General features: G+C 70.4%; 25 protein-coding genes. 6 read left to right on the top strand and 19 right to left on the bottom strand.

What is annotated here, in order from left to right:
- Positions 1 to 46 precede the first annotated feature (46 nt).
- The 3 genes from OG912_RS21595 to OG912_RS21585 are packed head-to-tail and all read right to left on the bottom strand — an operon-like array spanning position 47 to position 2,489.
- Positions 47 to 712: a vWA domain-containing protein gene (locus tag OG912_RS21595; RefSeq protein WP_327710843.1), complete on the bottom strand. Its 666-nt coding sequence runs from the start codon at positions 710 to 712 to the stop codon at positions 47 to 49.
- 23 nt (positions 713 to 735) lie between these two features.
- On the bottom strand, positions 736 to 1,221 hold the full coding sequence (locus OG912_RS21590) for a hypothetical protein (protein ID WP_327710842.1): 486 nt from the start codon (positions 1,219 to 1,221) through the stop codon (positions 736 to 738).
- Positions 1,218 to 2,489, bottom strand: coding sequence for a methyl-accepting chemotaxis protein (locus OG912_RS21585; protein ID WP_327710841.1), 1,272 nt, complete (start codon positions 2,487 to 2,489; stop codon positions 1,218 to 1,220). Before OG912_RS21585 ends, OG912_RS21590 begins: the two co-directional genes overlap by 4 nt.
- 272 nt (positions 2,490 to 2,761) lie before the next feature.
- Here OG912_RS21585 and OG912_RS21580 point away from each other — a divergent pair, with 272 nt between their 5' ends.
- Positions 2,762 to 3,409, top strand: a complete 648-nt coding sequence (locus OG912_RS21580; protein WP_327710839.1) for a tellurium resistance protein TerA — start codon at positions 2,762 to 2,764, stop codon at positions 3,407 to 3,409.
- A gap of 94 nt (positions 3,410 to 3,503) precedes the next feature.
- Here the strand turns inward: OG912_RS21580 and OG912_RS21575 are convergent, their stop codons facing one another.
- On the bottom strand, positions 3,504 to 4,661 hold the full coding sequence (locus OG912_RS21575; RefSeq protein ID WP_219570827.1) for an acyl-CoA dehydrogenase family protein: 1,158 nt from the start codon (positions 4,659 to 4,661) through the stop codon (positions 3,504 to 3,506).
- A 174-nt stretch (positions 4,662 to 4,835) separates the two neighbouring features.
- Here OG912_RS21575 and OG912_RS21570 point away from each other — a divergent pair, with 174 nt between their 5' ends.
- Together OG912_RS21570 and OG912_RS21565 are read left to right on the top strand one after the other, a co-directional pair.
- On the top strand, positions 4,836 to 6,179 hold the full coding sequence (locus tag OG912_RS21570; RefSeq protein ID WP_327710838.1) for a UDP-glucose dehydrogenase family protein: 1,344 nt from the start codon (positions 4,836 to 4,838) through the stop codon (positions 6,177 to 6,179).
- A gap of 68 nt (positions 6,180 to 6,247) precedes the next feature.
- Positions 6,248 to 6,619, top strand: coding sequence for a VOC family protein (locus OG912_RS21565; protein WP_326736545.1), 372 nt, complete (start codon positions 6,248 to 6,250; stop codon positions 6,617 to 6,619).
- Between the two features lie 10 nt (positions 6,620 to 6,629).
- Here the strand turns inward: OG912_RS21565 and OG912_RS21560 are convergent, their stop codons facing one another.
- From OG912_RS21560 to OG912_RS21550, 3 genes are read right to left on the bottom strand one after another with little or no spacing between them, the layout of a single operon-like run.
- On the bottom strand, positions 6,630 to 7,826 hold the full coding sequence (locus OG912_RS21560) for a dipeptidase (RefSeq protein WP_327710837.1): 1,197 nt from the start codon (positions 7,824 to 7,826) through the stop codon (positions 6,630 to 6,632).
- A 5-nt stretch (positions 7,827 to 7,831) separates the two neighbouring features.
- A complete protein-coding gene (gene purE / locus OG912_RS21555) occupies positions 7,832 to 8,368 on the bottom strand; it encodes a 5-(carboxyamino)imidazole ribonucleotide mutase (RefSeq protein ID WP_327710836.1) in 537 nt (178 codons plus the stop codon).
- On the bottom strand, positions 8,365 to 9,504 hold the full coding sequence (locus tag OG912_RS21550) for a 5-(carboxyamino)imidazole ribonucleotide synthase (protein ID WP_326736548.1): 1,140 nt from the start codon (positions 9,502 to 9,504) through the stop codon (positions 8,365 to 8,367). The genes purE and OG912_RS21550 overlap by 4 nt, the downstream gene beginning before the upstream one ends.
- Before the next feature lie 201 nt (positions 9,505 to 9,705).
- On the opposite strand from OG912_RS21550, the gene OG912_RS21545 reads away from it, so the two are divergent.
- The gene (locus tag OG912_RS21545; RefSeq protein WP_327710834.1) at positions 9,706 to 10,329 is read left to right on the top strand and encodes a GtrA family protein; all 624 of its coding nucleotides are present in this window, start codon (positions 9,706 to 9,708) and stop codon (positions 10,327 to 10,329) included.
- A 4-nt stretch (positions 10,330 to 10,333) separates the two neighbouring features.
- Here OG912_RS21545 and OG912_RS21540 read toward each other — a convergent pair whose 3' ends face one another.
- Positions 10,334 to 11,599, bottom strand: coding sequence for an ATP-binding protein (locus OG912_RS21540; RefSeq protein WP_327710832.1), 1,266 nt, complete (start codon positions 11,597 to 11,599; stop codon positions 10,334 to 10,336).
- 15 nt (positions 11,600 to 11,614) lie between these two features.
- Positions 11,615 to 12,292: a response regulator transcription factor gene (locus OG912_RS21535; protein ID WP_018524728.1), complete on the bottom strand. Its 678-nt coding sequence runs from the start codon at positions 12,290 to 12,292 to the stop codon at positions 11,615 to 11,617.
- A gap of 419 nt (positions 12,293 to 12,711) precedes the next feature.
- Between OG912_RS21535 and OG912_RS21530 the strand changes: the two genes are divergently transcribed.
- Positions 12,712 to 14,208, top strand: coding sequence for a peptide MFS transporter (locus OG912_RS21530; protein WP_327710830.1), 1,497 nt, complete (start codon positions 12,712 to 12,714; stop codon positions 14,206 to 14,208).
- Positions 14,209 to 14,288: 80 nt separating this feature from the next.
- Here OG912_RS21530 and OG912_RS21525 read toward each other — a convergent pair whose 3' ends face one another.
- From OG912_RS21525 to OG912_RS21500, 6 genes are all read right to left on the bottom strand, one after another.
- Positions 14,289 to 15,629 carry a hypothetical protein gene (locus tag OG912_RS21525; RefSeq protein WP_327713503.1) on the bottom strand — a complete coding sequence of 447 codons (1,341 nt, stop codon included), beginning with the start codon at positions 15,627 to 15,629 and terminating at the stop codon, positions 14,289 to 14,291.
- A gap of 38 nt (positions 15,630 to 15,667) precedes the next feature.
- Positions 15,668 to 16,798 (bottom strand): hypothetical protein, encoded by a 1,131-nt coding sequence (locus OG912_RS21520; RefSeq protein WP_443061002.1) that lies wholly within the window; start codon positions 16,796 to 16,798, stop codon positions 15,668 to 15,670.
- Positions 16,795 to 17,715 carry a COG1470 family protein gene (locus OG912_RS21515; protein ID WP_327713501.1) on the bottom strand — a complete coding sequence of 307 codons (921 nt, stop codon included), beginning with the start codon at positions 17,713 to 17,715 and terminating at the stop codon, positions 16,795 to 16,797. The genes OG912_RS21520 and OG912_RS21515 overlap by 4 nt, the downstream gene beginning before the upstream one ends.
- 213 nt (positions 17,716 to 17,928) lie before the next feature.
- Positions 17,929 to 18,597 (bottom strand): peptidase, encoded by a 669-nt coding sequence (locus OG912_RS21510; protein WP_327713500.1) that lies wholly within the window; start codon positions 18,595 to 18,597, stop codon positions 17,929 to 17,931.
- Positions 18,598 to 18,788: 191 nt separating this feature from the next.
- A complete protein-coding gene (locus tag OG912_RS21505; protein WP_327710829.1) occupies positions 18,789 to 19,337 on the bottom strand; it encodes an ATP-binding protein in 549 nt (182 codons plus the stop codon).
- A 233-nt stretch (positions 19,338 to 19,570) separates the two neighbouring features.
- Positions 19,571 to 19,939 (bottom strand): STAS domain-containing protein, encoded by a 369-nt coding sequence (locus tag OG912_RS21500; RefSeq protein ID WP_327710827.1) that lies wholly within the window; start codon positions 19,937 to 19,939, stop codon positions 19,571 to 19,573.
- Positions 19,940 to 20,219: 280 nt separating this feature from the next.
- On the opposite strand from OG912_RS21500, the gene OG912_RS21495 reads away from it, so the two are divergent.
- The gene (locus OG912_RS21495; RefSeq protein ID WP_327713499.1) at positions 20,220 to 21,203 is read left to right on the top strand and encodes an RNA polymerase sigma factor SigF; all 984 of its coding nucleotides are present in this window, start codon (positions 20,220 to 20,222) and stop codon (positions 21,201 to 21,203) included.
- A 101-nt stretch (positions 21,204 to 21,304) separates the two neighbouring features.
- Here OG912_RS21495 and hutI read toward each other — a convergent pair whose 3' ends face one another.
- Genes hutI through hutU form a run of 4 tightly spaced genes read right to left on the bottom strand, consistent with a single transcriptional unit; the run spans position 21,305 to position 26,884 of the window.
- Complete coding sequence (gene hutI, locus OG912_RS21490; protein ID WP_327710825.1) at positions 21,305 to 22,492, bottom strand: imidazolonepropionase; 1,188 nt, start codon at positions 22,490 to 22,492, stop codon at positions 21,305 to 21,307.
- Positions 22,493 to 22,545: 53 nt separating this feature from the next.
- Complete coding sequence (locus tag OG912_RS21485; protein WP_327710824.1) at positions 22,546 to 23,961, bottom strand: formimidoylglutamate deiminase; 1,416 nt, start codon at positions 23,959 to 23,961, stop codon at positions 22,546 to 22,548.
- Positions 23,958 to 25,172, bottom strand: a complete 1,215-nt coding sequence (locus OG912_RS21480) for an allantoate amidohydrolase (protein WP_327713498.1) — start codon at positions 25,170 to 25,172, stop codon at positions 23,958 to 23,960. Before OG912_RS21480 ends, OG912_RS21485 begins: the two co-directional genes overlap by 4 nt.
- Before the next feature lie 17 nt (positions 25,173 to 25,189).
- Positions 25,190 to 26,884 carry a urocanate hydratase gene (gene hutU, locus OG912_RS21475; protein WP_327710823.1) on the bottom strand — a complete coding sequence of 565 codons (1,695 nt, stop codon included), beginning with the start codon at positions 26,882 to 26,884 and terminating at the stop codon, positions 25,190 to 25,192.
- Positions 26,885 to 26,918 lie beyond the last annotated feature (34 nt).

Genomic DNA, 26,918 nt, shown 5'->3' with positions numbered 1-26,918 from the left:
GGACCCGGTTGCCCCGCCCATCCCCTGCTGCTGCATCATCCCGTCCTCAGAGCTTGTCGAGCGAAACGGTCGCGAATCCCGGCACGGTCTCGTCCACTGCCAGCGTGAAGCCGGATCCGCCGTCGGCGGCAATGCTGCTCGCCGACCGCACGATGGAACGGGTCAGGCTGGAGGCGAACTCGCGCAGGGCCTGAGCGGGTGACACCGCGGCGTCCTTCTGGATGAACGCCCGGAAGTTGGCCACCTGGCCGATCGTCGCCCTCTCCGCATCACCGATGCCGAACGCGATGATCTTCGGGCAGAAGCGGGACTGCTCCAGCTCCTTGAGCGCCTGCTCCCAGCCGTCGTCCGTGGGGATGCCGTCGGAGAGGAAGAAGGCCACCGGGCGATAGACCTCGTGCCCCTCCCCCTTGAGCGCGGCCACGTCGGTCTCGATGCACCGCAGCAGGGTGCGGAAGGCGTCGCCGTACGAGGTCAGCCCGCCGGCCGCCAGCGCCGGAACCTGGTCGATGTCGCTCAGGTCGACGAGCGACTGCAGCACGGTGGCGTGGTCGGAGAAGCCGATCAGGCAGAACCTGGTCTTGTCGGCGACCGTCGGGTTGGTGCTGATCTCGTGGTGCAGCTCGGGAAGGGCGTCGTTGATGGCGTCTATGGGGTCGCCGGACATCGAGCCCGACTCGTCGCAGAGCAGGTAGAACGGAAGGATCTGCACGGTCGTACCTCCGGTGTTGCCGGTCAGTAGGTATAGAAGTAGATCTCGATGTCGGCGTGGCCCGAAGAGGACCCGCCCTTCCAGAAGTCGCGCGTGGTGGCTCCCTTGAACATGTCCGGACGCGCCTTCGCCAGAAGGGAGTTGACCTCATGGGCGTAGGCGCCGCCGGCGCCCGGATCCGCGTGCCGCCCGAAGGTGAGAACGAACGCGGCCTGACGGCCCCGGTACGCGGCCGTCGCCGCACGCAGCCGTTGCTGGATGCGCTGCCGGTCCCCCGGCGCTGCGTCGATGGACACCTTCACGGGCTTGTTCCGCACCGCACGCGGACCCTTGGGCTTCGGAGGGGTCGAGGGTTTCGGCTTCGCCGATGCGGAGGCCGCGGGCTTCGCCGCCGCCTCGGCTGCCAGTGGGTCGCCGCGGTCCCCCATCGCCACCAGGGCGAGCACCAGCAGCATGTCGGCGAAGAGCCATCCCGCCAGGTGCAGCGGGTTGAAGCGGGGCGCCCTCATCGCGTGCTTCCCTGCGGCGGGACGGCGTCCTCGGGCTGGGGCGCCTTCTCCAGCCGCACCGCGGCCCGGCCCCGCCGGTCGGCCGGCGCCGGCACGGTCCGCAGGGCGTCCACGAGTCCACCGAACCGCTCCGCCACCTCGTGCAACGCTCCCGCCTGGTCCGCCAGCCTGCGTACGACGTCCTGCGATGCCGCGACGCCGCGGGCCGACTCCTCGGCGACGTCACCGAGCCGGCTCAGCACCTGGGCGGACACATCGGCGGCCACCTCGATGCCGGTGGTGAACGAACGCTGTGATGCGGCCAGCGTGTTGACGGAGTCCTCCACGCGGTCGCCGGCCGAGTCGAGCACGTCCCGCACCGCACCGTTGACGTCCCGGACGTCCTCCAGCGCCTTGCGCACCATGACGCCGCTGCCGCTCACCGCGGACTCGACCTGCTTGCCGCCGTCCCGGACGGCTTCCGCGATGCGGTCCGCCGCGTCCTCCAGCGGACGTACCGAGCTGTCGATCCCGGCGAGGCGCCCCTCGGCCTTCTCCAGCGCACCGCCCACGACCACGGCTGCGGCCGAAAGGTCCTTGTGCACCTTGGCCGCACGGTTGCCGAGACGGGTCATCGTGGCGGCCGCCTCGGTGAGCTCGGCAGCAAAGCGTTGCGGTGACGACAACCGGTGTGCGTTCAGTACGAGTTGAGCGCGCGTCAGCACCGGAACGAGCCGGGCACGCAGCTTCTCCGCATCCCGTTGCGCACTCTCCTCGCGGCGGGTGACAGCGGACTTCCGCAGCCCGTGCACCAGTACGAGCGCGAAGAGCAACGCGATCGCGCACGTCGCGCCCATGGCGACGTGCCCGAAGGTGAACGCACCGGTCAGATGGCCGTCGAAGCCGGACTGCCACAACTGCAGGAAGGGCCTGGAGGCCGACTTGGGGTCGGCGCCGGTCAGCGCCTGATAGGCACTGGACGCCTGTGTCAGGCCGTACCACGTCATCATCAGCGGTACGAAGACCAGCGCCCCGAGCAGCGCCTCCAGCCAGGACCACGCCCGATGCTCCTCGGCGCCGCCGCCCACGAGGCCGACGCTCTCCGGCCGTGCGTACGCGTGCAGCAGGTCCAGCTCCGCCCACGGGTCCAGATCCGCGGCCCCCTTGCCGGTGAACGCATCGGCCAGTGCGGACAGTTCGTCACTCCGGGGGGCCAGTCCCGGCTCGGATGCGAGCCCCCTGATCTGGCGGGCGATGTCCTGACTGTCCATCAATGTGCTTACGGGCATGCCCATCCCTCTGAGAGACGCACAGGGGACTCCCCACCTCGCGTCTCTCGCTCACGGGCGATCACGAAACGCCTTAGTCCCCCGCACAGCGGCGCAAACCTCAAGTACCGCTGTGGGCGCAGAGCGTATCGCAGCGCTCATGGGCTCAGGCATACAATCCAGACCCTCGTTCCCGACGGAACAGCCGGCTGGGGGGCCTCATGGGTACCGATGACAGACCGCGTGGCGTGATCCGGCTGGGCGGTCCGAGTGGACGTGCGCGAAGGGGACCCGTGCCGGACTCCACGACCAGCACCGATCCGCGTCCGGCCGAGCTGACACGGGCCGCGCCGGACAGCCGGCTCGGTGGGAGGGGTGCTCTTCAGGCCAATCTCAACTGGCTGCCGGGGCCGGGCGCCGATGTGAACCTGTGCTGCCTCGTCTCGTTCAAGGACGGGACGGTCCAGGTGGTGCAGTCCCTGGGTGACGACTACGGATCGCTCACCTCGTGGCCGTACGTCGCCCTCGACCAGGACGACCGGACGGGGGAATCGTCCGACGGCGAGACGCTCCGGGTGAATCCGCAGCACCGCGCGCTCTTCGACCGGCTGCTGCTCTTCGTGTACCTCTACGAGGGCGCCGCCGACTTCCGACGGCTGGGCGCGACGGCGACGGTCACCGCGCCGGGCGACCCCGGCTGCCGGATCCAGCTCGACGACTCCCCCGCCGGGTCGGCCGCCTGCGCCATAGCCCTCGTCACCCCGGACGCGGCCGGCTTCCGGGTCCGCCGGGAGGTCCGCTGGTTTCCCGGCCATCCGGATCTGACCACGCACGAGCAGATCGACCGGGCGTACGGCTTCGGACTCGAATGGACCAGGATGGAGAAGCCGCCACGCAGGCCGGTGGACCCGCGGCGCAGCGGTCCGCCCCGAACACGCTGACGCCAGAAGGCGAAACGCCCCGCCCCCGGGACGATCCGGGTGCGGGGCGCCGGTTGTTCCGGTGCGCACGTGCCTGCGCAGGCGCTCAGGCGCGCTACGGCAGGTTGCGGGCCATCACGATCCGCTGGACCTGATTCGTGCCTTCGTAGATCTGGGTGATCTTCGCGTCGCGCATCATCCGCTCCACCGGGTAGTCCCGCGTGTAGCCGTAGCCGCCCAGCAGCTGGACCGCGTCCGTGGTGATCTCCATCGCGACGTCGGAGGCGAAGCACTTGGCCGCGGCGCCGAAGAACGTGAGGTCGGAGTCGAGGCGCTCGGACTTGGCGGCGGCCGAGTAGGTGAGCTGGCGGGCCGCCTCCAGCTTCATGGCCATGTCGGCGAGCATGAACTGGACGCCCTGGAAATCGCCGATCGGCTTGCCGAACTGCTTGCGCTCCTGGACGTAGCCCTTGGCGTAGTCCAGCGCGCCCTGGGCGACGCCGAGTGCCTGGGCCGCGATCGTGATGCGGGTGTGGTCCAGGGTCTTCATCGCGGTGGCGAAGCCGGTGCCCTCCTCGCCGATCATGCGGTCGGCCGGGATCCGGACGTTGTCGAAGTAGACCTCGCGGGTCGGGGAGCCCTTGATGCCGAGCTTCTTCTCCGGGGCACCGAAGGAGACGCCCTCGTCCGACTTCTCGACGACGAAGGCCGAGATGCCCTTCGATCGCTTGGTCGGGTCGGTGACGGCCATGACCGTGTAGTACTCGGAGACGCCCGCGTTGGTGATCCAGCGCTTCACGCCGTTGAGGACCCAGAAGTCGCCGTCGCGCACGGCCTTCGTCTTCATGCCGGCGGCGTCGGAGCCCGCGTCGGGCTCGGAGAGGGCGTACGAGAACATCGCGTCGCCCTTGGCGAGCGGGCCCAGGTACTTCTTCTTCAGGTCCTCGGAGCCGGAGAGGATCACGGGGAGCGAGCCGAGCTTGTTCACGGCCGGGATGAGGGAGGAGGAAACGCAGGCGCGGGCCACCTCCTCGATCACGATGACCGTGGCGAGCGCGTCGGCGCCGGCGCCGCCGTACTCCTCCGGGACATGGACCGCGTGCAGGTCGGCGGCGGTGAGGGCGTCCAGCGCCTCCTGCGGGAAGCGGGCCTCCTCGTCGACCGCGGCCGCGAACGGGGCGATCTTCGCCTCGGCGAGGGCTCGCACCGTCTCACGGAGCATGTCGTGCTCCTCGGCCGGACGGTACAGGTCGAAATCGGTCGAACCCGCCAAGACGCTCACTCCCCAAGATGCTAACTACCGTTAAGTAACCCAATTTTAGGCGCCCGCTCCGGTAAAGGCATATGTGTGCGGGCCGTGAGCTTCACGACAGCCGGAATGGGACGATTCAAGGGCAGGACTATGCTCGTTCACCGCACGTCTGTCCGCATCTCACTGGAGCACTACATGGCCCTCAGGATCACTGTGATCGGCACCGGCTATCTCGGCGCCACCCACGCCGCGGCCATGGCGGAACTGGGCTTCGAGGTGCTCGGGCTCGACGTCGTGCCCGAGAAGATCGAGATGCTGTCCGCCGGCCGGGTCCCGATGTACGAGCCGGGGCTGGAAGAGATCCTGAAGAAGCACGTCGCGGGCATCGAGGGCGCCACCGGACGGCTGCGGTTCACCACTTCGTGGGAAGAGGTGGCGGAATTCGGGGATGTGCACTTCGTCTGCGTGAACACCCCGCAGAAGCACGGCGAGTACGCCTGCGACATGAGCTACGTGGACAGCGCCTTCGAATCGCTCGCACCGCATCTGACCAGGCCCGTCCTGGTCGTCGGCAAGTCCACCGTGCCGGTCGGCTCCGCAGCCCGGCTCGCGGCCCGGCTCGTCGAGCTCGCACCGGTGGGCGAGGGCGCCGAGCTGGCCTGGAACCCGGAGTTCCTGCGCGAGGGCTTCGCCGTCAACGACACCCTGCACCCGGACCGGATCGTCGTCGGTGTGGAGAGCGAGCGGGCCGAGAAGCTGCTGCGCGAGGTGTACGCCGTACCGGTCGCCGAGGGGTCCCCGTTCGTCGTGACGGACTTCCCGACCGCCGAGCTGGTGAAGACCTCCGCCAACTCCTTCCTGGCCACCAAGATCTCGTTCATCAACGCCATGGCGGAGGTCTGCGAGGCCGCCGACGGCGACGTGGTGAAGCTGGCCGAGGCGATCGGCCACGACGAACGCATCGGGAAGAAGTTCCTGCGGGCCGGCATCGGCTTCGGCGGCGGCTGCCTGCCCAAGGACATCCGCGCCTTCATGGCGCGCGCCGGTGAGCTGGGCGCCGACCAGGCCCTGACCTTCCTCCGCGAGGTCGACTCCATCAACATGCGCCGCCGCGGCCACATGGTGGAGCTGGCCCGGGAGGCCGTGGGCGGCGATTCGTTCCTCGGCAAGCGGGTGGCCGTGCTCGGCGCGACGTTCAAGCCCGACTCGGACGACGTACGCGACTCCCCGGCGCTGAACGTCGCCGGCCAGATCCACCTCCAGGGCGGCCAGGTCACCGTCTTCGACCCGAAGGGCATGGACAACGCCCGGCGGCTCTTCCCCACCCTCGGTTACGCCGACACCGCCCTGGACGCCGTGCGCGGCGCGGATGTCGTGCTGCACCTCACCGAGTGGCGCGAGTTCCGTGAGCTCGACCCGGAGGAGCTGGGCGAGGTCACCGGCCGCCGCATCATCCTGGACGGGCGCAACGCGCTGGACCCGGCGGTGTGGCGCGACGCCGGGTGGACGTACCGGGCGATGGGCCGACCGAAGGCCTGACCCGCACCCGCGCACCGTCTCCGCCGCTCCTCAGCCGACCGATCAGATCCGTCCAAGGAGGAAACGTCATGGCCATCGCCACCCTGGGTGCAGTCGTCCTGGACTGTCCGGACCCCCTGGCCCTCGCCGGCTTCTACGCCGGGCTGCTGGGCGGAAAGGTCACCGTGATGGAGGACAACGACGACCGGTGGGTCGACCTCACCGGCGACTTCGGCACGCCGCTCGCCTTCCAGGCCGCGCCCGGCTTCGTACCGCCGCGGTGGCCGAGTGCGGACGGCTCGCAGCAGTCGCACCTCGACCTGAAGGTGCCTGATCTGGACGCGGCGGAGCGGGAAGCGCTGGCTCTGGGTGCGACCGTGCTCGACGCGGCGGACCGGGAGCGGAGTTTCCGGGTGTACGCCGATCCGGCGGGCCACCCGTTCTGTCTCTGCGCCTGCTGACGGCCGGGGTTCAGGCCTTCGGCGCGTCCAGCTGCTCGATCGTGGCGTGGGACGGGCCGCGGCGGGTCCGCAGCTCCCGGGCCACGTCCTCGGCGGCGCGCAGTACCCGTACCGCGTTCTGCCAGGTGAGCTTGGCCAGGTCGGCGGCGGACCAGCCGCGGCCCAGCAGCTCCGCGATCAGGTTCGGGTAGCCCGAGACGTCTTCGAGGCCCCGCGGGAGGAACGCGGTGCCGTCGTAGTCGCCGCCGATGCCGATGTGGTCGATCCCCGCGACCTCGCGCATGTGGTCGAGGTGGTCGGCGATGGTGGCCACGGTCGCCATCGGGCGGGGGTTCGCCGCCTCGAACGCGGCGTGGATCTTCATGGCCCGCTCGGTGGTGTCCAGGTGGTGCAGGCCCTGGGCGCGCATGTTCTCGTCGGCGGACTTCGTCCAGGCGACGGCCTCCGGCAGCACGAACTTCGGCACGAAGGTCGCCATGGCGATGCCCCCGTTGGCCGGGAGCTGCGCGAGGACGTCGTCGGGGATGTTGCGCGGGTGGTCGCAGACCGCCCGTGCGGAGGAGTGCGAGAACATCACCGGCGCGGTCGAGGTGGCGAGCGCGTCGCGCATCGTCGTCGCGGCGACGTGCGAGAGGTCCACCAGCATGCCGGTGCGGTTCATCTCCCGTACGACCTCGTGGCCGAACGGGGAGAGTCCGCCGACGCCCGGGGCGTCCGTCGCCGAGTCCGCCCAGGCGATGTTGTCGTTGTGGGTCAGCGTCATGTAGCGGACGCCGAGGGTGTGCAGGGCACGCAGGGTGCCCAGCGAGTTGTGGATGGAGTGGCCGCCCTCGGCCCCCATCAGCGACGCGATCCGGCCCTCGGAGCGGGCCGTCTCCATGTCGTCGGCCGTCAGCGCGCGGCGCAGGTCGGCGGGGTGGCGCTCCAGCAGTTCGGCGACGGCGTCGACCTGTTCCAGGGTGGCGCTGACGGCGTCGTCGCCCGCCATGTCGGACCGCACGTAGACGGACCAGAACTGGGCTCCGACTCCCCCGGCGCGCAGCCGGGGGATGTCGGTGTGCAGATGGGCCGACTGGTCGGTGGCGATGTCGCGGGCGTCCAGGTCGTAATTGACCTGTTCGCGCAGTGCCCACGGCAGGTCGTTGTGGCCGTCGACGACGGGGTACTCGGCGAGGAGTTCCCGGGCCAGGTCCAGTCGGTCCGTCACCGTTCCTACTTCCCGAAGCCGAAGGAGTCGTGGCTCCCGACCTTGTTGCGCAGGCGCTTGCCCTTCTCGGTGGCCTGGTCGTTCAGGTCCGAGAGGAACTCCGTCATGCGGGTCTGCAGCTCGCTGTCGTGGGCGGCGAGGATGCGGACGGCCAGCAGGCCCGCGTTGCGCGCGCCCGCGATGGAGACGGTGGCGACCGGGATGCCGGCGGGCATCTGCACGATGGACATGAGGCTGTCCATGCCGTCCAGGTACTTCAGCGGGACGGGCACACCGATGACGGGCAGCGGGGTGACCGACGCGAGCATGCCGGGCAGGTGGGCTGCGCCGCCCGCACCGGCGATGATCGCCCGCAGGCCGCGGCCCGCGGCGTTCTCGCCGTACGCGATCATCTCGCGCGGCATGCGGTGGGCGGAGACGACGTCGACCTCGTAGGGGATCTCGAACTCGTCGAGGGCCTTGGCCGCCGCTTCCATGACGGGCCAGTCGGAGTCCGAGCCCATGACGATGCCGACGACGGGAGCGGAACCTTGTGCGGTCATTCGGTGATCGTTCCTCGCAGGTAGTCGGCCGCGTGCCGGGCGCGCTCGCGCACGTCCGCCAGGTCGTCGCCGTAGGTGTTGACGTGGCCGACCTTGCGGCCGGGCTTCACGTCCTTGCCGTACATGTGGATCTTGAGCTGCGGGTCACGGGCCATGCAGTGCAGGTACGCCTGGTACATGTCCGGGAAGTCGCCGCCCAGCACGTTGGACATGACCGTCCAGGTGGCACGCGGGCGCGGGTCACCGAGCGGAAGGTCCAGGACGGCCCGGACGTGGTTGGCGAACTGCGAGGTGATCGCGCCGTCCTGGGTCCAGTGCCCGGAGTTGTGCGGGCGCATCGCCAGTTCGTTGACGAGGATCTGCCCGTCGCGGGTCTCGAAGAGCTCGACGGCGAGGTGGCCGACGACTCCGAGCTCGGCTGCGATACGGAGGGCGAGCTGCTGGGCCTCGCCTCCGAGCTTCTCGCTCAGCTCGGGGGCCGGCGCGATGACCGTGTCGCAGACGCCGTCGACCTGGATCGACTCGACGACCGGGTAGGCGACGGCCTGGCCGTGCGGCGAGCGGACGATGTTGGCCGCCAGCTCCCGTACGAAGTCGACCTTCTCCTCGGCGAGGACGGGGACGCCGGCCCGGAAGGGGTCGGCCGCGTCCGCCTCGGAGCGGACCACCCAGACCCCCTTGCCGTCGTAGCCGCCGCGCACCGTCTTGAGGATGACGGGGAAGCCGCCGACCTCCTGGGCGAAGGCCGCGGCGTCGGCCGGGTCCTTCACGATGCGGTGGCGGGGGCAGGGCGCGCCGATCTCGGTGAGCTTCGCGCGCATCACCCCCTTGTCCTGGGCGTGCACCAGGGCGTCGGGGCCGGGGCGCACGGGGATGCCGTCCGCCTCCAGGGCCCGCAGATGCTCGGTGGGCACGTGCTCGTGATCGAAGGTGATCACGTCACAGCCGCGCGCGAAGGCGCGCAGCGTGTCCAGGTCGCGATAGTCGCCCACGACGACTTCGCTCACCACCTGGGCCGCCGAGTCCTGAGCGGTGTCACTGAGGAGCTTGAACTTGATGCCGAGGGGGATGCCCGCCTCGTGGGTCATACGGGCGAGCTGACCGCCACCGACCATGCCGACTACCGGGAACGTCACTCCTCCAGGGTATCCGCACCGTCCGGGACCTCCCGACGATGCCCTGGGCTATGCCCCGCGGGCGGGCCGGGAAGGTGATCCCGGTGTCACGACCTCGCCACACCTGTACCGGTACTCACAGGCAGCCGGCGGGCCACCTGGTTAGCATGGCTTGGTTGACGGAACCTGAAGCCGAACCGACAGACGGGCTGAGCGATCACCATGAGCGAACGGGGCGCACTGCGGACCCGGCTGGATCTGCTGGCCCGGGAGGTCGCCAAGTTCGGCGTGGTCGGCGCGGTCGGCCTGGTCGTCAATATCGCCGTATCCAACCTGCTGTGGCGCTACACGGACATTCCGACGGTGCGTGCGGGTCTGATGGCGACGTTCGTCGCGATCCTCTGCAACTACGTCGGCTTCCGCTACTGGACGTACCGGGACCGCGACAAGAGCGGCCGGACCCGGGAGCTGACCCTGTTCCTGCTGTTCAGCGCCGTGGGTGCGGTCATCGAGACCGGTGTGCTGTACGCCGCGACATACGGGTTCGGCTGGAACAGCCCGGTCCAGAGCAATGTCTTCAAGATCCTCGGAATCGGCATCGCGACGATGTTCCGCTTCTGGTCCTACCGGACGTGGGTCTTCAGGGCGCTGCCTGACAAAGACGTGGTCGTGAGCACGGAGGACGCGGTCGGGAGCACGCAGGACGCGATCGTGAGCACGGACGACGTCGTCGTGAGCACGCAGGACGTCGCGCGGGCGGCTCGTGCCGTTTCCGTACCCGCTCCGGCGCCCGCTCCCGCGCCGGCCGCGGTGGTACGGATCGAGGCCGATACGGCCCGCACGTAGCCGGTCACCTCACCGGGCGATCCGGTGTCTTTCTGTCCAGGGCCACCTGGCTGAGGAACAACGCGAAGACCGGTGGCTGCTGCTGGAGCAGTTCCAGGCGGCCGCCGTCCGCCTCCGCCAGGTCGCGGGCAACCGCGAGGCCGATGCCCGTGGAGTTGCGGCCGCTGATGGTCCGCTCGAAGATCCTCGCGCCCAGGTCGGCGGGGACCCCGGGGCCCTCGTCCGTGACCTCGATGACCGCCTGGTTTCCGGTGACCCGGGTGCGCAGGGCGACCGTACCGCCGCCGTGCATGAGTGAGTTCTCGATCAGCGCGGCCAGCACCTGCGCGACCGCGCCCGGTGTGCCGACGGCACTCAGGCCCTGCTTGCCGGAGCAGACGATGGCCCGTCCCTCGCTCCGGTAGGCCGGGCGCCACTCCTCGATCTGCTGCTTGACGATCTCGTCGAGGTCGAAGACGACGGCGGAGCCGGTCCGCGGATCCCGGGCGTTGGTCAGCAGCCGCTGGACCACGTCCGTGAGCCGCTCCACCTGGGTGAGGGCGATGTTCGCCTCCTCCTTCACCGTCTCGGGGTCGTCGGTGACGGAGATCTCCTCGATCCGCATGGAGAGCGCGGTGAGCGGCGTACGGAGCTGGTGGGAGGCGTCGGCGGCGAGCCGGCGCTCCGCGGTCAGCATCCGGGCGATCCGTTCGGCGGAGGAGTCCAGGACGTCGGCCACCCGGTCGAGCTCCGGCACCCCGTACCGCTTGTGGCGTGGGCGCGGGTCGCCCGATCCCAGGCGTTCCGCGGTCTCGGCGAGGTCGGTGAGCGGGGAGGTCAGCTTGTTGGCCTGGCGTACGGCCAGGAGCACGGCGGAGACGATGGCCAGCAGCGCCACCGCACCGATGATCATCAAGGTGCGGCCGACCTCGCGGGTGACGGAGGTGCGGGACTCCTCGACGGTGACCTTCTCGCCGTGTTCGCCCTCCTCCGTGGCGGTGATCACACTGCCGCTGGGGCGTTCGCCGACCTCGATGGGGGCGCGGCCGGGCATCTTGACCAGGGCGTAGCGCTTGTCGTCGATCTGTTCGGCCAGCACGCCGGGGTTGATCCGCTCGGCGCCGAGGAGGCGGCTCTCGATGACGCTGATCAGCCGCAGCGCCTCGGAGTCGACGCTCTCCTGGGCGCTGTTGCTGATGGTGCGGGTCTCCACGATGACGAGGGAGACGCCGAAGACGGCGATCACCACGAGCACCACGGCGAGGGTGGAGTTGATCAGGCGTCGGCGCATGACTGCTTCTGTACGTCAGCTCTTCTCGAAGCGGAAGCCGACGCCCCGGACGGTGGCGATGTACCGGGGATTGGCGGCGTCGTCGCCGAGCTTCTTGCGGAGCCAGGAGATGTGCATGTCGAGGGTCTTGGTGGAGGACCACCAGGTGGTGTCCCAGACCTCGCGCATCAGCTGGTCGCGGGTGACGACCCGGCCCGCGTCCCGGACCAGGACCCGCAGCAGGTCGAACTCCTTGGCGGTGAGCTGGAGTTCCTCGTCGCCCATCCAGGCCCGGTGCGACTCGACGTCGATCCTGACGCCGTGGGTGGCGGGCTGCGGGGCGGGCTCGGTGGCGCCGCGGCGCAGCAGGGCCCGGACCCGGGCCAGGAGCTCGGCCAGCCGGAAGGGCTTGGTGACGTAGTCGTCCGCACCGGCGTCGAGGCCGACGACCGTGTCCACCTCGTCGGCGCGGGCGGTGAGCACCAGGACCGGCACGGTGTGGCCCTCGGCGCGGAGCCGGCGGGCAACTTCGAGGCCGTCCATTCCGGGCAGCCCCAGGTCGAGCACGACCAGGTCGATTCCGCCCTGGAGGCCGGCGTCGAGAGCGGTCGGGCCGTCTTCGCGGACCTCGACCTCGTAACCCTCCCGACGCAGGGCGCGGGCCAGCGGCTCCGAGATGGATGCGTCGTCCTCGGCGAGCAGTACACGGGTCATGCAGTGATGGTAGTCCGCGCGGACGACAAGGAGTGAGGTGATCCAAGAGCCCTGCGGGTCTACGACCCGTTCCTGTCCAGACCTTCGAATGTGGGAGTGTGGTTGCACCTGGACCTGTGATCCATGTCTCAAGTCCTTTCATATCCCTCTCAGTCGTGTCGTATGGTGTTTCAACGCCTGTTGCACTACTCAAGGACCTTTGGGCAGCTAAAGCGCCGAAGGTCCTTTTGCATGTGCAGGGCTGGTACCCGCCAGTCCGGAATTTCAGTGAATGACCTGTGGGCCGGGCCCGGACGCCGATGAGGGTGCTCCGGGCGTGGATCCCGATTGCGGTGGGCGTACCCGCGTCGGTGCCGGCCTCCCCCCACCGGGCGCATACCTCTCGCGAGCGATGCGTCCCGAGCAAGCAAGGATCGATCATGGCGTCCAGCCTGACGAAGGACCCGGCGAGCACCGCTGGTGGCGAGAAGACGTTCTTCGGCCACCCCCGCGGCCTGGCCACTCTCTTCATGACCGAGATGTGGGAGCGCTACAGCTTCTACGGCATGAAGGCACTGCTCCCGCTGTACCTGATCGCGCCCGGCGGCTTGCACATGAGCGCCACCACGGCGACGGCGATCTACTCCGTCTACATGGCGATGGTCTACCTGCTCGCCATGCCCGGCGGCTGGATGGCCGACCGCTTCTGGGGGCCGCGCAAGACGGTCGCCATCGGCGGCGGTGTCGTCATCCTCGGCCACATCACGCTTGCTGTGCCCAACTCGGCGACCTTCTTCGCGGGCCTCGTGCTCGTCGCGCTCGGCTCCGGCCTGCTGAAGGCGAACATCTCCACGATGGTCGGCCACCTCTACGACGGCCCGAAGGATCCGCGCCGCGACGGTGGCTTCACGCTCTTCTACATCGGCATCAACATCGGCGCCTTCCTCGCCCCGCTGACCATCGGCACCGTCGGCGAGAACGTGAACTGGCACTTCGGCTTCGCGCTCGCCGCGATAGGCATGGCTCTGGGCCTCGCCCAGTTCATGCTCGGCACCCGCCACCTGAGCCCGGAGAGCAATGTCGTCTCCACTCCGGCGACGGAGCAGGAGAAGCGCTCCGTCCTGCGCAAGGGCCTGGTCTGGCTGATCGTCGCGGTCGTGTTCTACAGCCTGCTCGGCGTCACCGGGAACTTCGCCGACTGGGCGCTGCTGCCGATCACCATCGCCGGACTGATCATCCCGGTCGCCGTCCTGGTCCGCATGAAGCGCGACAAGGAGCTGACGGCGACCGAGCAGTCCAAGCTGTCGGGCTACGTCTGGTTCTTCGTGGTCGCCGCCGTCTTCTGGATGATCTACGACCAGAACGGCTCGACCCTGTCGATCTTCGGTGAGAACTCGACGACGAACAGCCTGCTCGGCTTCGACTTCCCGACGTCCTGGTACCAGTCGCTGAACCCGATCTTCATCATGGCGATCGCCCCCGTGGTCGCCTCGGGCTGGCTGTGGCTGAACAAGCGCGGCAAGGAGCCGAGCACCGCCGTCAAGTTCGCCTCCAGCCTCGTGCTGATCGGCATCTCCTTCGTCGTCTTCATGATCCCGCTGATCGACACCGCCGCCAACGGCGGACGGGTCAGCCCGATGTGGCTGGTGGCGATCTACTTCATCCAGACGGTCGCCGAGCTCTGCCTCTCCCCGGTCGGTCTGTCCGTCACCACGAAGATGGCTCCGGCGAAGTACAGCTCCCAGATGATGGGTGTCTGGTTCCTCGCGGTCACCGCGGGCGACTCGGTGACCGGTCTGCTCACCTCCCCGCAGCTCGGCGTCGACCTGAACACCACGGGGGCGGTCGCCTTCGAGGCGGTCCTCGCGGTCATCGCCGGTGTGGGCATCTGGATGTACCGCAAGAAGGTCACGCAGCACATGAGTGACGCGAGCTGATCCTCCGGTTCCACGCGCAGGGGCCGCCGCACCGTTTCCACGGTGCGGCGGCCCCTTCCGTATGCGTACGGGATCCGGTGTCAGCTCCGGCCCGAGCGCAGCCGGCGCCACGGGGTGAACGTGAACACGGCGCCGCCCAGCAGGATCGCCGTACCGGCGACCAGGCCGAGTGCGCGCAGGGACCCGTTGTCCTCGGCGCCTGTGGCCGCGAGCCCGCCGCCGGACGCCGTGCCGCCGCCCGCCGCCGCAGCTCCGCCGGAGCCCCCGGTGTCACCACCGGACGCACCGCCTTCCTGGGCGGTGGTGTCGAGTTCGAGGGACGCCTGCGGGGTGCCCTTGACCGTGCACGGGATGGTGATCTTCGAGCCTCCCAGCATGACGTCGATCGTCAGGGCGCCGGGGGTGAGGGTGGCCTTGCCGGAGGCGCCCGGCTTGTACGTGCCGGTCATGTCGGTGAGGCTGACCGGCTTGTCCTTCTCCAGGGCCTTGGGGTTCCCGGGTCCGGTGACGGTCACGGAGCCCTTGTCGGCGCCGCCGATGACGATGTTCATGGACGGCTTGAGCGCGCCGGCGGGCAGCGGAGCCGGGCTGTCCATCACGTCCTTGGCGGTCTTGACCGTGAGCGCGTAGCTCCCGCCCTTCTTCTTGGCGTTGATCGTCACCTTGGAGGCGATGCCCTCCTCCGGTCCTGGCGACTTGCAGGCGAAGTTCACGACGACTTCCTTGCCCGGGAAGTCGGTCGCACCGCCGGTGCCGCCGGTGCCGCCGGAGGTCGTGCCGCCGGTCGTGGTGCCGCCCGCGGTCGTTCCCCCGGCCGTCGTACCACCGGCCGTCGTACCACCCGCCGTCGTGCCACCCGCCGTCGTGCCACCCGCCGTCGTTCCTCCGGCCGTCGTTCCTCCGGTGGTGGATCCGCCGCCGTCCGTGACCTTGATCGTCGCGCCCGGCTGGACGGTCTCCTTCGGGGTGCACTTGGTGTCCGTGGAGATCGGCTTGGACACGTTGAGGGCGTACGCGTCCGGCGTCAGCGTCAGATCACCCGCCTTCTCCAGCTTCAGGGTGCCCTTCATGTCCGACACGATCATCGGGCTGTTCTTGGGGATCGCCGGGTTCTGCCGCGGCCCCTCCATCTTCAGGTCGCCGGTGGCGGCACCGCCCAGCTTGACGGTGCCGGTCGGCTTGACGGTGTCCTTGTCGAGATCGAGGACGTCGGGGTTGCTGGAGGCGGCCTGGACCGTCTTCCACGTGACCTCGACGGTGTCCCCGACCTTCGCCGAGGCGGGCGCGGTCAGCTGCACCTTGGTGGTGCCCTGGACGGGCGGCAGTCCGGAGATGGCCGGGGGTATGCACTCCGTCTTGTACGAGATGTCGGCGGCCTGGGCGGGGCTCGCGCCCAGCAGCATGCCCGCCCCGCCGATCATCATCGCGACTCCCGCCGCGACCGTCCTGCGTTGCGTACTCACGAATGTCCCTTCGTCGTCGGTCTGTGCTCTGACGGTGCGGAATCAGGGGTGAACCACGGCAGCGCGGCCGTGGTCGTGGTGCTCGCAGGCGGCGCGGGGCCCACGGCCGGGGCCGGGGCACGCCGCAGCTTCGGGAACCTCACGGTCACTCCGGCGCGCGGGGACGAACGCTGCCTCCGACGGCCCCCCGCGTGCGCGGGGCGCGGCCGTACCTTGTCGACGATCGCCATGCCGATACGGAAGACGGCAGCGGGCACGACGAGGCAGAGCAGGATCCAGAAGAGCGTCACACCCCATGGGCGGCCGACCCCCCACGGCTGCTCGGCCAGCACCTTCGTGCCGTACTTCAACGAGATCTGGTAGTCGCCGTGGGCGCCCGCCGTCAGCTCGACGGGCAGTTCGATACGGGCCTTGCGGCCGGGCTCGACGGTCCCCCGCCACTGGCGTTCCTCCCACTGCGTGGAGTAGACGCCGTGCGCGGTGCCGACCAGGAAGACCGGGTCCTTGACCGCCGCGGAACCCAGGTTGCCGACCGTGAACACGAGCCGACGCGAAGGCGGTGCGCCGAACCAGGTGAGGATCCCGCTGTCGCCCTCCAGCCGGGTGGCCGCGAGGACGGCGAGCTTTCCGTCGCCCGTCTGCTTCGGCAGTGCGGCGACCGGGTGGCCCGCGACCACGAACACCGCGTCGGCGAGGGCCTGTTCGCCGGTGACCGTGGCGACATGGACCACGCAGGGGCACGGCGCGGGCGGCTCGGCGACCGGCAGCTTCTTCGCGAAGGCGCCCTTCTTGTCGGTGGTGACGGCGCGGCCGTCGGCGTTGGCACAGGAGTTGGTGCCGCCGATCACTCCCCGGGCCGGGGTGGACTGCCCGCAGATCAGCATCATGAGCAGGGTGTCGGGCCGCCAGCCCTTGCCCTTGACGGTGATCTCGCCGCCCTTGCCCGCCTGCTTCTCCGAGAGCGTGACCACCGGTTTCGGGTCCGCCGCACTCGGGCTTTCGGCCCGCGCCCCGGTCGCGGTCAGCAGCAGGGCGGGCAGTATCGCGGCCAGCAGCACGGCGAGCAGCACGCCCGCCCGCCCGCGGCCGTCGCTCCGGAATGCCGCCGGTCCGGTCCGTCCAGTCACGATTCCGCTCCCGCCTTCACCAAGTGCCTCTCGTCGGAGTGCTGTTCAGGATCCGGAGCCGGTTCGGCCCCGTCGTCGCGTGTGCCCCGCCGTGTGCCTCGCCTGCGCCGGAGGCCGTACACACCGGCGGCGACGGCGGCCAGGAGGAGCAGCGCGCCGCCGGTCACCGGCACCCAGGGCACGAAGGCCGCCGAGGCGGTCGCCTCGCCGTGCGCCCCGCCCGCCGCCGTGACGCGCAGCCGTACGGTGACGGAGTCCAGGGCGGGGGCGTCCCGCCACGGTTCGGTGAGCCGCACCCGCTGACCGGGCAGCAGTTCCACGGGCAGGGTGCGGGCGCCCCGCCGCAGCAGGGTGCCGAACACCCCGTCCGCGCTGACGGACAGGCGCGGCACGAGAACCGCGTTGCCCCGGTTGACCAGCGCGTAGTGGATGCTCCCGCCGCTCACCGTCACGTCCTCCACCGTGAGCGCGGCCAGCGTCGGCCCGCCGACCCGCAGCTGGACCCGTACGCCCACGGACCGGCCGCCGCTCTCGGCGACGATCGCGCCGGGATGGTCACCGGGCTGCGCGTCCTCGGGCACGGTGAAGGAGACCGGCACGTCGGCCCGGGTCCGGGCGGGCACCGTCACCTCCTCGCTCGCCGTCCGCAGCCAGGCCCCGGTCCCGGTGGAGCCGTGCGCACCGCGCACCGCGAACCCGCCGTCGCCCGTGTTGTACGCGTCGGCGCCGCGCAGCCGTACGGTGACCGGCTCCGGCCCCGGGTTGGTGACCGAGAGCCGGTCCTCCAGGACGCTGCCGGGCAGACCCTCCAGATAGAAGTACGGTCTGCCCTCACCCCGCCCGGGGCCGCTCACCGCGGGCTGTGCCGTCCATGCCGGACCGGCCGGGTGCTCGGTGGCCCCGGCCACCGCCGCCATGGCGACCGTGCACCACAGGGCGGCGAGCAGCGGCAGGACACGGGCCACACGTCGCACGGCGGAAAGCCGTGCGACGGCAGGTCCTGAGACGACAGGTCCTGGGACGGCAGGCCCCAAGACGCCAGGTGCTGGGACGAGGCGGGTGGCGTGACCGGTCAACGGCGGCATGGGCGGCTCCCTGGTGCGTGACGGCGACGGCGGTTCGCGCGGGGGTCAGCCCGTGGCCCGCTGCCCCCGCCTGGTCAGCCACAGCACGCCGGCCGCACCGGTCAGCAGCACCGTGCCGCCGAGCGTGCCGAGCGCCACCGCCGAGTCCAGCGGGCCGGTCTTGGGCAGTGATTCGCTGCCGCCCGACGTGCTCGTACCGCCGCCGCCCGCCGCGGTGACGTCGAGGGAGAGCGAGGGGCCCGGGTTGTTCGCCGGGGTACAGGTCGTCGTCGTACCGAGTGCCTTGATGGTGAGCACCCCGGCGGTGAAGTCGACCTTGCCGCTCTTCTTCGGCGTGTACGTCCCCGACAGGTCACTGATCTTGATGGGGGTGTTGGCGGGGATGGCCGCGGAGTTGGGCGCTCCGGCGACCTGCACCTGTCCCGGGTCGGCGCCGCCCACCTTGATCACGGCACTGGGGCTCATCGCCCCCTTGCCCAGTTCGACCGGACTGGAGGAAACCCCCTTCTGGAAGGACATGGTGAGCTTGTAGCCGCTGCCGCTCTTGACACTCTTGATGTCGATGGGCGAGACGGCGGCCTTGTCGCCGATCGGGGTCTTGCACTTGTAGTTGACGTCGACGACCGTCGCGTGGGCGGCGGGCGCGGCCAGCAGCACCACCGCGCTCGCCAGCCCGGACGCCAGCGCGAGAGCTGTTCGCTTCTGGTACGACACCTCAGTTCCCCTCATGCCGGGAGTCGCCGCGCGCCGCTTCGCACGACGCAAATAACTGACGACACATCAGATTGGGCGCTCAAGGTACGCCCGGGGCCTTGTGGAGGGAAGACAAAGAGCGCGCCGATCCGGCGCGCTCTTCGAGGGGCGTACGAGCCCGGGGGGACGAGCAGGGAAAACCTGCGTGGGGGCTATGCGGGGGCGGCCAGCTCCGCCCAGACGGTCTTGCCGGGCTCGCCCGGAACCCGTACGACTCCCCAGTCGAGGCAGAGCCGCTGCACGATGAACATGCCGTGCCCGCCGGGCCGTCCCGCCCGGTGCGGGGTGCGGGGTGCGGGCTGCCCGGCGCCACCGTCGGCGACCTCGACCCGCAGCGCCTTCGGCGTGCAGGCGATGCGGAGCTCGTCGGGGCCGTCCGCATGCAGGCACGCGTTGGTGACCAGCTCGGAGACGACCAGCAGGACATCCTCGGCGGCGGCACGGCGGTCGGCGGTCGAGGCGGGGAGCCAGCCCCAGTCATGGAGCGCCTGGCGGGCGAAATCACGGGCCGTCGGCACGATGCCGCTGGCCTCCCGGAGCGACAGCGTGCGCCACTGCCGCTCCCCGGGCTCCACGTGCGCGGCGGAGGGAACGCCGGAACGCGCGTCCGCGCGCAAGCCCGCGTCGGCGCGTGCACCCACGCCTGCGCCCTCCGGCTCGCGGCCGAGGTCGCCCGGCGGATGCTGCCGGGTGGTGCTCATCAGCGCTTCACCTCACCGATTCACCATGTCGCCATCGAACAGATACAGATACAGATACGAATACTGATACGGACACTGCTACAGGTACCGCACGGACACGAAACGCGCAGGTCCGATACGGCTCGCCGGGGTGTCTCCTGCCCGGCCGTTTCGTGACAACACCCACTCCGCCTATGCGGAACGCGTGACACGGGCAACAGAAGGGGCGCCCGTGGCGTCGAAACGCGTCACGATCAGGTGTCCAGGGCCTCTTCGAGGGAGGCGTGGACGGTGAAAACCGCCTCGGCCCCGGTGATCTCGAAGACCCGCGCCACCACCGGCAGCATTCCGGCCAAATGGACCCCTCCCCCGGCCGCCTCCGCCTTGAGGCGGGCACCGAGCAGCACATTCAGCCCGGTGGAATCGCAGAATTCGAGCTGCGAACAGTCGACCACCAGGCGCACACGCCCTTGCTCGACCGCGTACTCCAAGGGCTCGCGCAGCAGGTCCGCCGTGTGGTGATCCAGCTCGCCCACCGGCGTGACAACCTCACTGCGGCCCTCGGTCCGGGCCTCGACCTGAAGCCGACCCCGGTTCGCGCTGCCGACCGTCCCGCGGTCCATGCCCGTCCCTCTTCGTCTCGTCACTGTCTGCATCAATACGCATGCAGATGAGTTGCAGCTGTCGCTGACGCTCTTAAAACAGTACGCGTTTCGTGCGCCACGCGGTAGCCGAAGACCTCAACAAACCGGACATATAGCGTCAATTGGAGGTTGTAACGACCTGCAGGAACCGGGTAAGGGTAGGGGGACACCAAAACACGGCCGGCTTTGGAGGCGCCGCTTCACCGCAGGAACACGTATGGGCATCGGCAGCCATATGCCGAGAACGATGGAGGAGACCATGTCACCCCGGCTCGACGAACCGCGTACCCACGACGCGACGTCAGCATGTCCTCAGGGACTGACCGAATCAGACTCCCCTGCTGCGGTCGTCCTGGACGGCACGCGCAACAGCACCACCAGCAGTGGCAGTGACACCAGCAGTACCGAAGACAACCGCAGCACCGAAGGCGTGACCGGTCTCGAAGGACTTCCCGAGATCCCGCCCTACTCCGAAGTGGGGCCGCTGGATGCCAGGGCCTTGTCGAAGACGCTCTTCGCCCGGCTGGAATCCCTCGAAGAGGGCACGCACGAGTACTCCTACGTACGCAATACGCTCGTCGAACTGAATCTCGCCCTGGTCAAGTTCGCCGCCTCCCGGTTCCGCTCGCGCAGCGAGCCGATGGAGGACATCATCCAGGTCGGCACCATCGGCCTGATCAAGGCGATCGACCGGTTCGAGCTCAGCCGGGGCGTCGAGTTCCCGACCTTCGCGATGCCGACCATCATCGGCGAGATCAAGCGCTTCTTCCGCGACACCAGCTGGTCCGTGCGCGTACCGCGCCGCCTGCAGGAACTGCGGCTCGACCTGGCCAAGGCGGGCGACGAGCTCGCCCAGCAGCTGGACCGATCGCCCACTGTGGGCGAGCTCGCCGACCGCCTCGGCATCACCCACGACGAGGTCGTCGAGGGCATGGCCGCGAGCAACGCGTACACCGCGAGCTCGCTGGACGCCAAGCCCGAGGAGGACGAGAACGAGGGCGCACTGGCCGACCGGATCGGCTACGAGGACCACGGACTCGAAGGCATCGAGTACGTCGAGTCCCTGAAGCCGCTGATCGCCTCGCTGCCGGGCCGCGACCGGACGATCCTCTCGCTCCGGTTCGTCGCCAACATGACGCAGTCGGAGATCGGCGAGGAGCTCGGCATCTCGCAGATGCATGTGTCGCGGCTGCTCTCCCGCACCCTGGTCAAGCTCCGCAAGGGACTGACCCTGGAGGAGTGAACGGGCACCCCGCGGCGCGCTTGCGGGACTGCCGGTTCGACTGCCGGATCAAGGACCTGCCCCGCCGAGGGGCAGGTCCTTCCGCGTTCTCCGGGACCTGATCAGACGCTGCGCGGTGCGACGACCCGCTCGCCGCTCCGCCAGACCTCGTGGACCAGCGGTACGCCCGGCCGGTAGGCGAGGTGGACGTGGCTGGGGGCGTCGAGGACCACCAGGTCGGCGCGGGCGCCGGGGGCGATCCGGCCGATGTCGCCGCGGCGCAGGGCCGCCGCGCCACCCGCGGTGGCGGACCAGAGCGCCTCGTCGGGGGTCATGCCCATGTCCCGGACCGCGAGGGCGATGCAGAACGGGACGGACGAGGTGAACGAGGAGCCCGGGTTGCAGTCCGTGGAGAGCGCGACGGTGGCGCCCGCGTCGAGGAGGCGGCGGGCATCGGGCCAGGCCGCCCGGGTGGAGAACTCGGCGCCGGGGAGCAGCGTGGCGACGGTCTCCGACTGGGCCAGGGCGTCGACGTCGGCGTCGGTGAGGTGGGTGCAGTGGTCGGCGGACGCGGCATCGAGCTCGACGGCGAGCTGGACGCCGGGACCGTGCCCGAGCTGGTTGGCGTGGACCCGGGGGTGGAGGCCCTTGGCGCGGCCCGCGGTCAGGATCGCCCGGGCCTGATCGCCGTCGAACGCGCCCCTCTCGCAGAAGACGTCGATCCAGCGCGCGTACGGGGCGCAGGCGTCGAGCATCGGTCCGGTGACCAGGTCGACGTAGCCGGCCGGGTCGTCCGCGTAGTCCGGGGAGACGATGTGGGCGCCGAGGAAGGTGACCTCGTCTGTGTGGCGGGCCGCGATGCGCAGGGCGCGGGCCTCGTCCTCGACGGTGAGGCCGTAGCCGGACTTGGTCTCGAAGGTCGTGGTGCCCTGACGCAGCGCCTCGGCGAGGTAGCGGGCGACATTGGCGGAGAGCTCGTCGTCGGTGGCCGCGCGGGTGGCGGCGACGGTGGTCCTGATCCCGCCCGCGCTGTAGGCGCGGCCGGACATCCGGGCGTTGAACTCCTGGGTGCGGTCGCCCGCGAAGACGAGGTGGGAGTGGGAGTCGACGAAGCCGGGGATCACGGCCCGGCCGCCCGCGTCGACGGCGTTGTCAGTGGCGGGTGCTTTGCTTGATTCACCGGTCCAGACGACCCGGTCGCCCTCGATGACGACGGCCGCGTCCTGGATCAGTCCGAGGGGGGAACTGTCACCGAGGGAGGGGTCGTTGGTGACCAGTGCGGAGATGTGGGTGATGGCGGTCGTCGTCATCGGGGGGCTGCTCTCCTTGCGTGGGGGCGGCGGAGTGGCCGCCGCCTGGGTGCTCAGTGGTGCAGGGCCGCGATGGCTTTCGCGAGCGCTCCGGGGACGTCGCCGACCAGCTCGTGATGTCCGTCGCGGACGATGTGCCGGCCCGCGACCACGGTGTGCCGCACATCGGCCGCGGAGGCGGCGAATACAGCTGTTTCGGCTGCCAGTCGGGGCACCGGCCCCGCGGTTCTGACGGAGTCGAGGGCCACGGTCACGAGGTCGGCCGGGGCGCCCGGTTCGAGGATGCCCGCGTCCGGCCTGCCGAGTGCGGCGTGGCCGTCGGCCGAGGCGGCGCGCAGCAGTGCGGCGGCCGTCCAGTGGCCGCGGGTCCGGGTGCGCAGGCGCTCGTTGAGCTCCATCGCGCGGGCCTCTTCGAAGAGGTCGATCACGGCGTGGCTGTCGCTGCCCAGCGAGAGCGGCGATCCGGCACGCTGGAGGGCGACCGCGGGGCCGATGCCGTCGGCCAGGTCGCGTTCGGTGGTCGGGCACATGCAGGTGCCGGTGGCCGTCGAACCGATGAGCTCGATGTCCTCGCCGGTGAGGTGGGTGTTGTGCACGCCGGTGGTGCGCGGGCCGAGGACCCCGTGGTCGGCGAGCAGCCGGGTGGGGGTGCGGCCGTGGGTGGCGAGGCAGGCGTCGTTCTCCGCGGTCTGCTCGGAGAGGTGGACATGGAGCGGAGCCTGCCGCTCCTCGGCCCACTGGGCGACGGTGGCGAGCTGGTCGGCGGGGACGGCCCGCACGGAGTGAACGGCCGCGCCGATCAAGGCGTGTTCGTCACCCTTGAGGAGGGAGGCGCGTTCCGCCCAGGCGTCGGCGGTGGTGTCGGAGAAGCGCAGCTGGTGCCGGTCGGGCGTCTGGTACTGGGAGGGCCGACGGCCGAATCCGGCGGCGAGGTAGGCGGTGTCCAGCAGGGTGATCCGGATTCCGGCCTCGCGGGCTGCCGCGATCAGGGCCTCGCCCATCGCGTTCGGGTTGTCGTACGGGACGCCGCCCGGCCCGTGGTGCAGATAGTGGAATTCGCCGACCGCGGTGATGCCGGCCAGCGCCATCTCGGCGTACACGGCACGGGCCAGGTCGTAGTACGTATCGGGGGTGAGCCGGGACGCGACCTGGTACATGGTCTCGCGCCAGGTCCAGAAGGTGCCGGAGCCGACCTGGACGGTGGAGCGCAGGGCGCGGTGGAAGGCGTGCGAGTGGGCGTTGGCGAGCCCCGGCAGGGTGAGCCCGCGCAGCACGGTCGCGCCGGGCGGCGGGGCGTCGACGCCGGTCCGCACCCCGGCGATCCGTCCGCCGGCCACCTCCAGGACGACGTCCGGTTCGACATGGGTGCCGAGCCAGGCATGGGACAGCCAGTACGTCACGGTGACGGGCTTGCCCGCCGGCTCCGTGGCGAGCTCCGTCGTCGGCTCCGTTGTCGGCTCCGTTGTCATCGGCACGCGAGACCTTCCAGTACGTCGGCGAGTGCGATCACCCCGGCCACGCAGTCGTCCTCGGCGGCGAACTCGGCCGGCGAGTGCGAGATCCCGGTGGGGTTCCGCACGAACAGCATGGCGGTAGGGACCGAAGCGGACAAAATACCCGCATCGTGTCCGGCTCCGGTGCCGAGCACGGGGACGTCGCGCCCGGTGTCCCGGACGGCGGAGCCCTTCAGGAGCGCGCCCAGCTCGTCGCGCAGGGCGTGCTGGAACTCCACGACGGGCGTGAAGGACTCCCGTACGACGTCGAGGTCGATCCCGGCCCGCTCCGCGTACTCCCGGGCGGCCTGCTCGATACCGGCGACGACGGTGTCCAGGGTGTCCTGGTCGGCGGCGCGGGAGTCGAGCCAGCCACGCACGAGGGAGGGGATGGCGTTGACGCCGTTCGGCTCGACGGCGATCTTGCCGAAGGTGGCCAGCGCGCCGGCCAGTTCCGCCTCCCGCCGGGCCGCGAGCACGGTCTCGGCGTACGTGAGCATCGGGTCGCGACGGTCGGCGAGCCGGGTGGTGCCCGCGTGGTTGGCCTCGCCCCGGAAGTCGAACCGCCAGCGTCCGTGCGGCCAGATGGCGGAGGCGATGCCGACCGGGTCGCCGGTGAGGTCGAGGGCGCGGCCCTGCTCGACGTGGAGTTCGACGAACGCGCCGATACGGGCCAGCCGTTCGGGGTCCGGGCCGATGGCGTCGGGGTCGTACCCGGCCGCTTCCATGGCTTGCGGCAGGGGGACGCCGTCACCGTCGCGCAGACGGTGCGCGGCCTCGACGGTCAGCTGCCCGGCGGCCAGCCGGGAGCCGACACAGGCGAGACCGAAGCGCGCACCCTCCTCGTCACCGAAGTTGGTGATGGCCAGCGGCCTGGTGAACTCCACTCCCCTGCGGCGGAGTTCGTCGAGCGCGGCAAAGGAGGAGACGACGCCGAGCGGTCCGTCGAAGGCTCCGCCGTCCGGTACGGAGTCGAGGTGCGAGCCGGTGACGACGGCGTCCCCGGCCAGGGGGTCGCCGCGCCAGGCCCACTGGTTGCCGTTGCGGTCCACCTCGCAGTCGAGGCCGCGGGCCTCTGCCTGCATCCGGAACCAGAGGCGGCAGTCGGCGTCGGCCCCGGTCCAGGCGTAGCGCCGGTAGCCGCCGGACTCGGCGTTGCGGCCGATGTTCCGCAGGGACGCCCACATCGCGTGGAAGGTGGGGCTCACGCGGCGGTCCCGTCCGTGCCTGCCTGCGTGTCCGGGCCGCCCTCGCGCATCGGGACCCTGACCCCGCGCTCCGCGGCGACCGACTCCGCGATGTCGTAACCGGCGTCGACGTGCCGGATGACACCCATGCCCGGGTCGTTGGTCAGTACCCGGCGGATCTTCTCGCCCGCCAGCTTCGTACCGTCGGCGACCGTCACCTGTCCGGCGTGGATGGACCGGCCCATGCCCACGCCGCCGCCGTGGTGGATGGAGACCCAGGAGGCGCCGGAGGCCACGTTGACCATGGCGTTCAGCAGCGGCCAGTCGGCGATCGCGTCGGATCCGTCGAGCATGGCTTCGGTCTCGCGGTACGGCGAGGCGACCGAGCCGCAGTCCAGGTGGTCACGGCCGATGGCCAGCGGGGCGACCAGTTCGCCACTGGCGACCATGTCGTTGAAGCGCTCGCCGGCCTTGTCGCGCTCACCCTGGCCGAGCCAGCAGATGCGGGCGGGCAGGCCCTGGAAGTGGACGCGCTCGCCGGCCATCTTGATCCAGCGGTGCAGCGACTCGTTCTCCGGGAAGAGCTCCAGCATCGCCTTGTCGGTCTTGTGGATGTCGGAGGCCTCACCGGAGAGCGCCGCCCAGCGGAACGGGCCCTTGCCCTCGCAGAACAGGGGCCTGATGTAGGCGGGCACGAAGCCCGGGAAGTCGAAGGCCCGCCCGTATCCGGCGAGCTGGGCCTCGCCGCGGATCGAGTTGCCGTAGTCGAAGACCTCCGCACCGGCGTCCATGAAGCCGACCATCGCCTCGACGTGCTTCGCCATCGACTCACGGGCGCGCAGGGTGAAGTCGGCGGGCTTCTCGGTGGCGTAGTCGGCCATGTCGTCGAAGTCGACGCCGAGCGGGAGGTAGGCCAGCGGGTCGTGCGCGCTGGTCTGGTCGGTGACGATGTCGACCGGGGCGCCCTCGGCGAGCATCCGGGGCAGCAGATCCGCGGCGTTGCCGAGCAGTCCGATGGAGAGCGGCTTGCGGGCGTCCCTCGCCTCGGTGGCCAGCTGGAGCGCGTGGGCCAGGTTGTCCGCCTTCACGTCCAGGAAGCGGTGCTCGATGCGGCGCTCGATGGCGCGCGGGTCGCAGTCGATACAGATCGCGACGCCGTCGTTCATCGTCACGGCGAGCGGCTGGGCGCCGCCCATGCCGCCGAGCCCGGCGGTCAGCGTGATCGTCCCGGCCAGCGTCCCGCCGAACTTCTTCGCGGCGACGGCGGCGAACGTCTCGTAGGTGCCCTGGAGGATGCCCTGCGTACCGATGTAGATCCACGAACCGGCGGTCATCTGGCCGTACATGGTGAGCCCGAGCGCCTCCAGGCGGCGGAACTCCTCCCAGTTCGCCCAGTCGCCGACCAGATTGGAGTTGGCGATCAGGACGCGCGGGGCCCACTCGTGCGTCTGCATGACGCCGACCGGCCGCCCCGACTGGACGAGCATCGTCTCGTCCTGCTTGAGCGTCCGCAGCGTGCGGACCATGGCGTCGAACGAGCGCCAGTCGCGGGCCGCCTTGCCCGTGCCGCCGTAGACGACGAGCTTGTCGGGGTGCTCGGCGACCTCGGGGTCGAGGTTGTTCTGCAGCATGCGCAGCGCGGCTTCCTGCTGCCATCCCAGGGCGCTCAGTTCGGTACCGCGCGGTGCCCGTACGGGGCGGGGTCCTGACATGGCAATGCCTCCTCGCGACTGTGAATTTTCTATT

Source organism: Streptomyces sp. NBC_00464 (assembly GCF_036013915.1).
In the GTDB taxonomy this organism is placed as follows: domain Bacteria; phylum Actinomycetota; class Actinomycetes; order Streptomycetales; family Streptomycetaceae; genus Streptomyces.
The sequence above is the reverse complement of the archived record's forward strand: the minus strand, read 5'-3'. Positions and strand labels throughout refer to the sequence as shown.

Coding starts and splice junctions, on each gene's coding strand:
- OG912_RS21585 (WP_327710841.1), bottom strand. CDS start 2,489: ATGCCCGTAAGCACATTGATGGACAGTCAGGACATCGCCCGCCAGATC.
- OG912_RS21525 (WP_327713503.1), bottom strand. CDS start 15,629: ATGATCGGCGGGGCGGGCATGCTGCTGGGCGCGAGCCCCGCCCAGGCC.
- OG912_RS21500 (WP_327710827.1), bottom strand. CDS start 19,939: ATGGACCGCGGGACGGTCGGCAGCGCGAACCGGGGTCGGCTTCAGGTC.
- OG912_RS21570 (WP_327710838.1), top strand. CDS start 4,836: ATGGCCCTCAGGATCACTGTGATCGGCACCGGCTATCTCGGCGCCACC.
- OG912_RS21485 (WP_327710824.1), bottom strand. CDS start 23,961: ATGACAACGGAGCCGACAACGGAGCCGACGACGGAGCTCGCCACGGAG.
- hutI (WP_327710825.1), bottom strand. CDS start 22,492: ATGACGACGACCGCCATCACCCACATCTCCGCACTGGTCACCAACGAC.
- OG912_RS21530 (WP_327710830.1), top strand. CDS start 12,712: ATGGCGTCCAGCCTGACGAAGGACCCGGCGAGCACCGCTGGTGGCGAG.
- OG912_RS21480 (WP_327713498.1), bottom strand. CDS start 25,172: ATGTGGGCGTCCCTGCGGAACATCGGCCGCAACGCCGAGTCCGGCGGC.
- OG912_RS21540 (WP_327710832.1), bottom strand. CDS start 11,599: ATGCGCCGACGCCTGATCAACTCCACCCTCGCCGTGGTGCTCGTGGTG.
- OG912_RS21505 (WP_327710829.1), bottom strand. CDS start 19,337: ATGAGCACCACCCGGCAGCATCCGCCGGGCGACCTCGGCCGCGAGCCG.
- OG912_RS21565 (WP_326736545.1), top strand. CDS start 6,248: ATGGCCATCGCCACCCTGGGTGCAGTCGTCCTGGACTGTCCGGACCCC.
- OG912_RS21495 (WP_327713499.1), top strand. CDS start 20,220: ATGTCACCCCGGCTCGACGAACCGCGTACCCACGACGCGACGTCAGCA.
- OG912_RS21590 (WP_327710842.1), bottom strand. CDS start 1,221: ATGAGGGCGCCCCGCTTCAACCCGCTGCACCTGGCGGGATGGCTCTTC.
- OG912_RS21535 (WP_018524728.1), bottom strand. CDS start 12,292: ATGACCCGTGTACTGCTCGCCGAGGACGACGCATCCATCTCGGAGCCG.
- hutU (WP_327710823.1), bottom strand. CDS start 26,884: ATGTCAGGACCCCGCCCCGTACGGGCACCGCGCGGTACCGAACTGAGC.
- OG912_RS21545 (WP_327710834.1), top strand. CDS start 9,706: ATGAGCGAACGGGGCGCACTGCGGACCCGGCTGGATCTGCTGGCCCGG.
- OG912_RS21515 (WP_327713501.1), bottom strand. CDS start 17,715: ATGGCGGCGGTGGCCGGGGCCACCGAGCACCCGGCCGGTCCGGCATGG.
- purE (WP_327710836.1), bottom strand. CDS start 8,368: ATGACCGCACAAGGTTCCGCTCCCGTCGTCGGCATCGTCATGGGCTCG.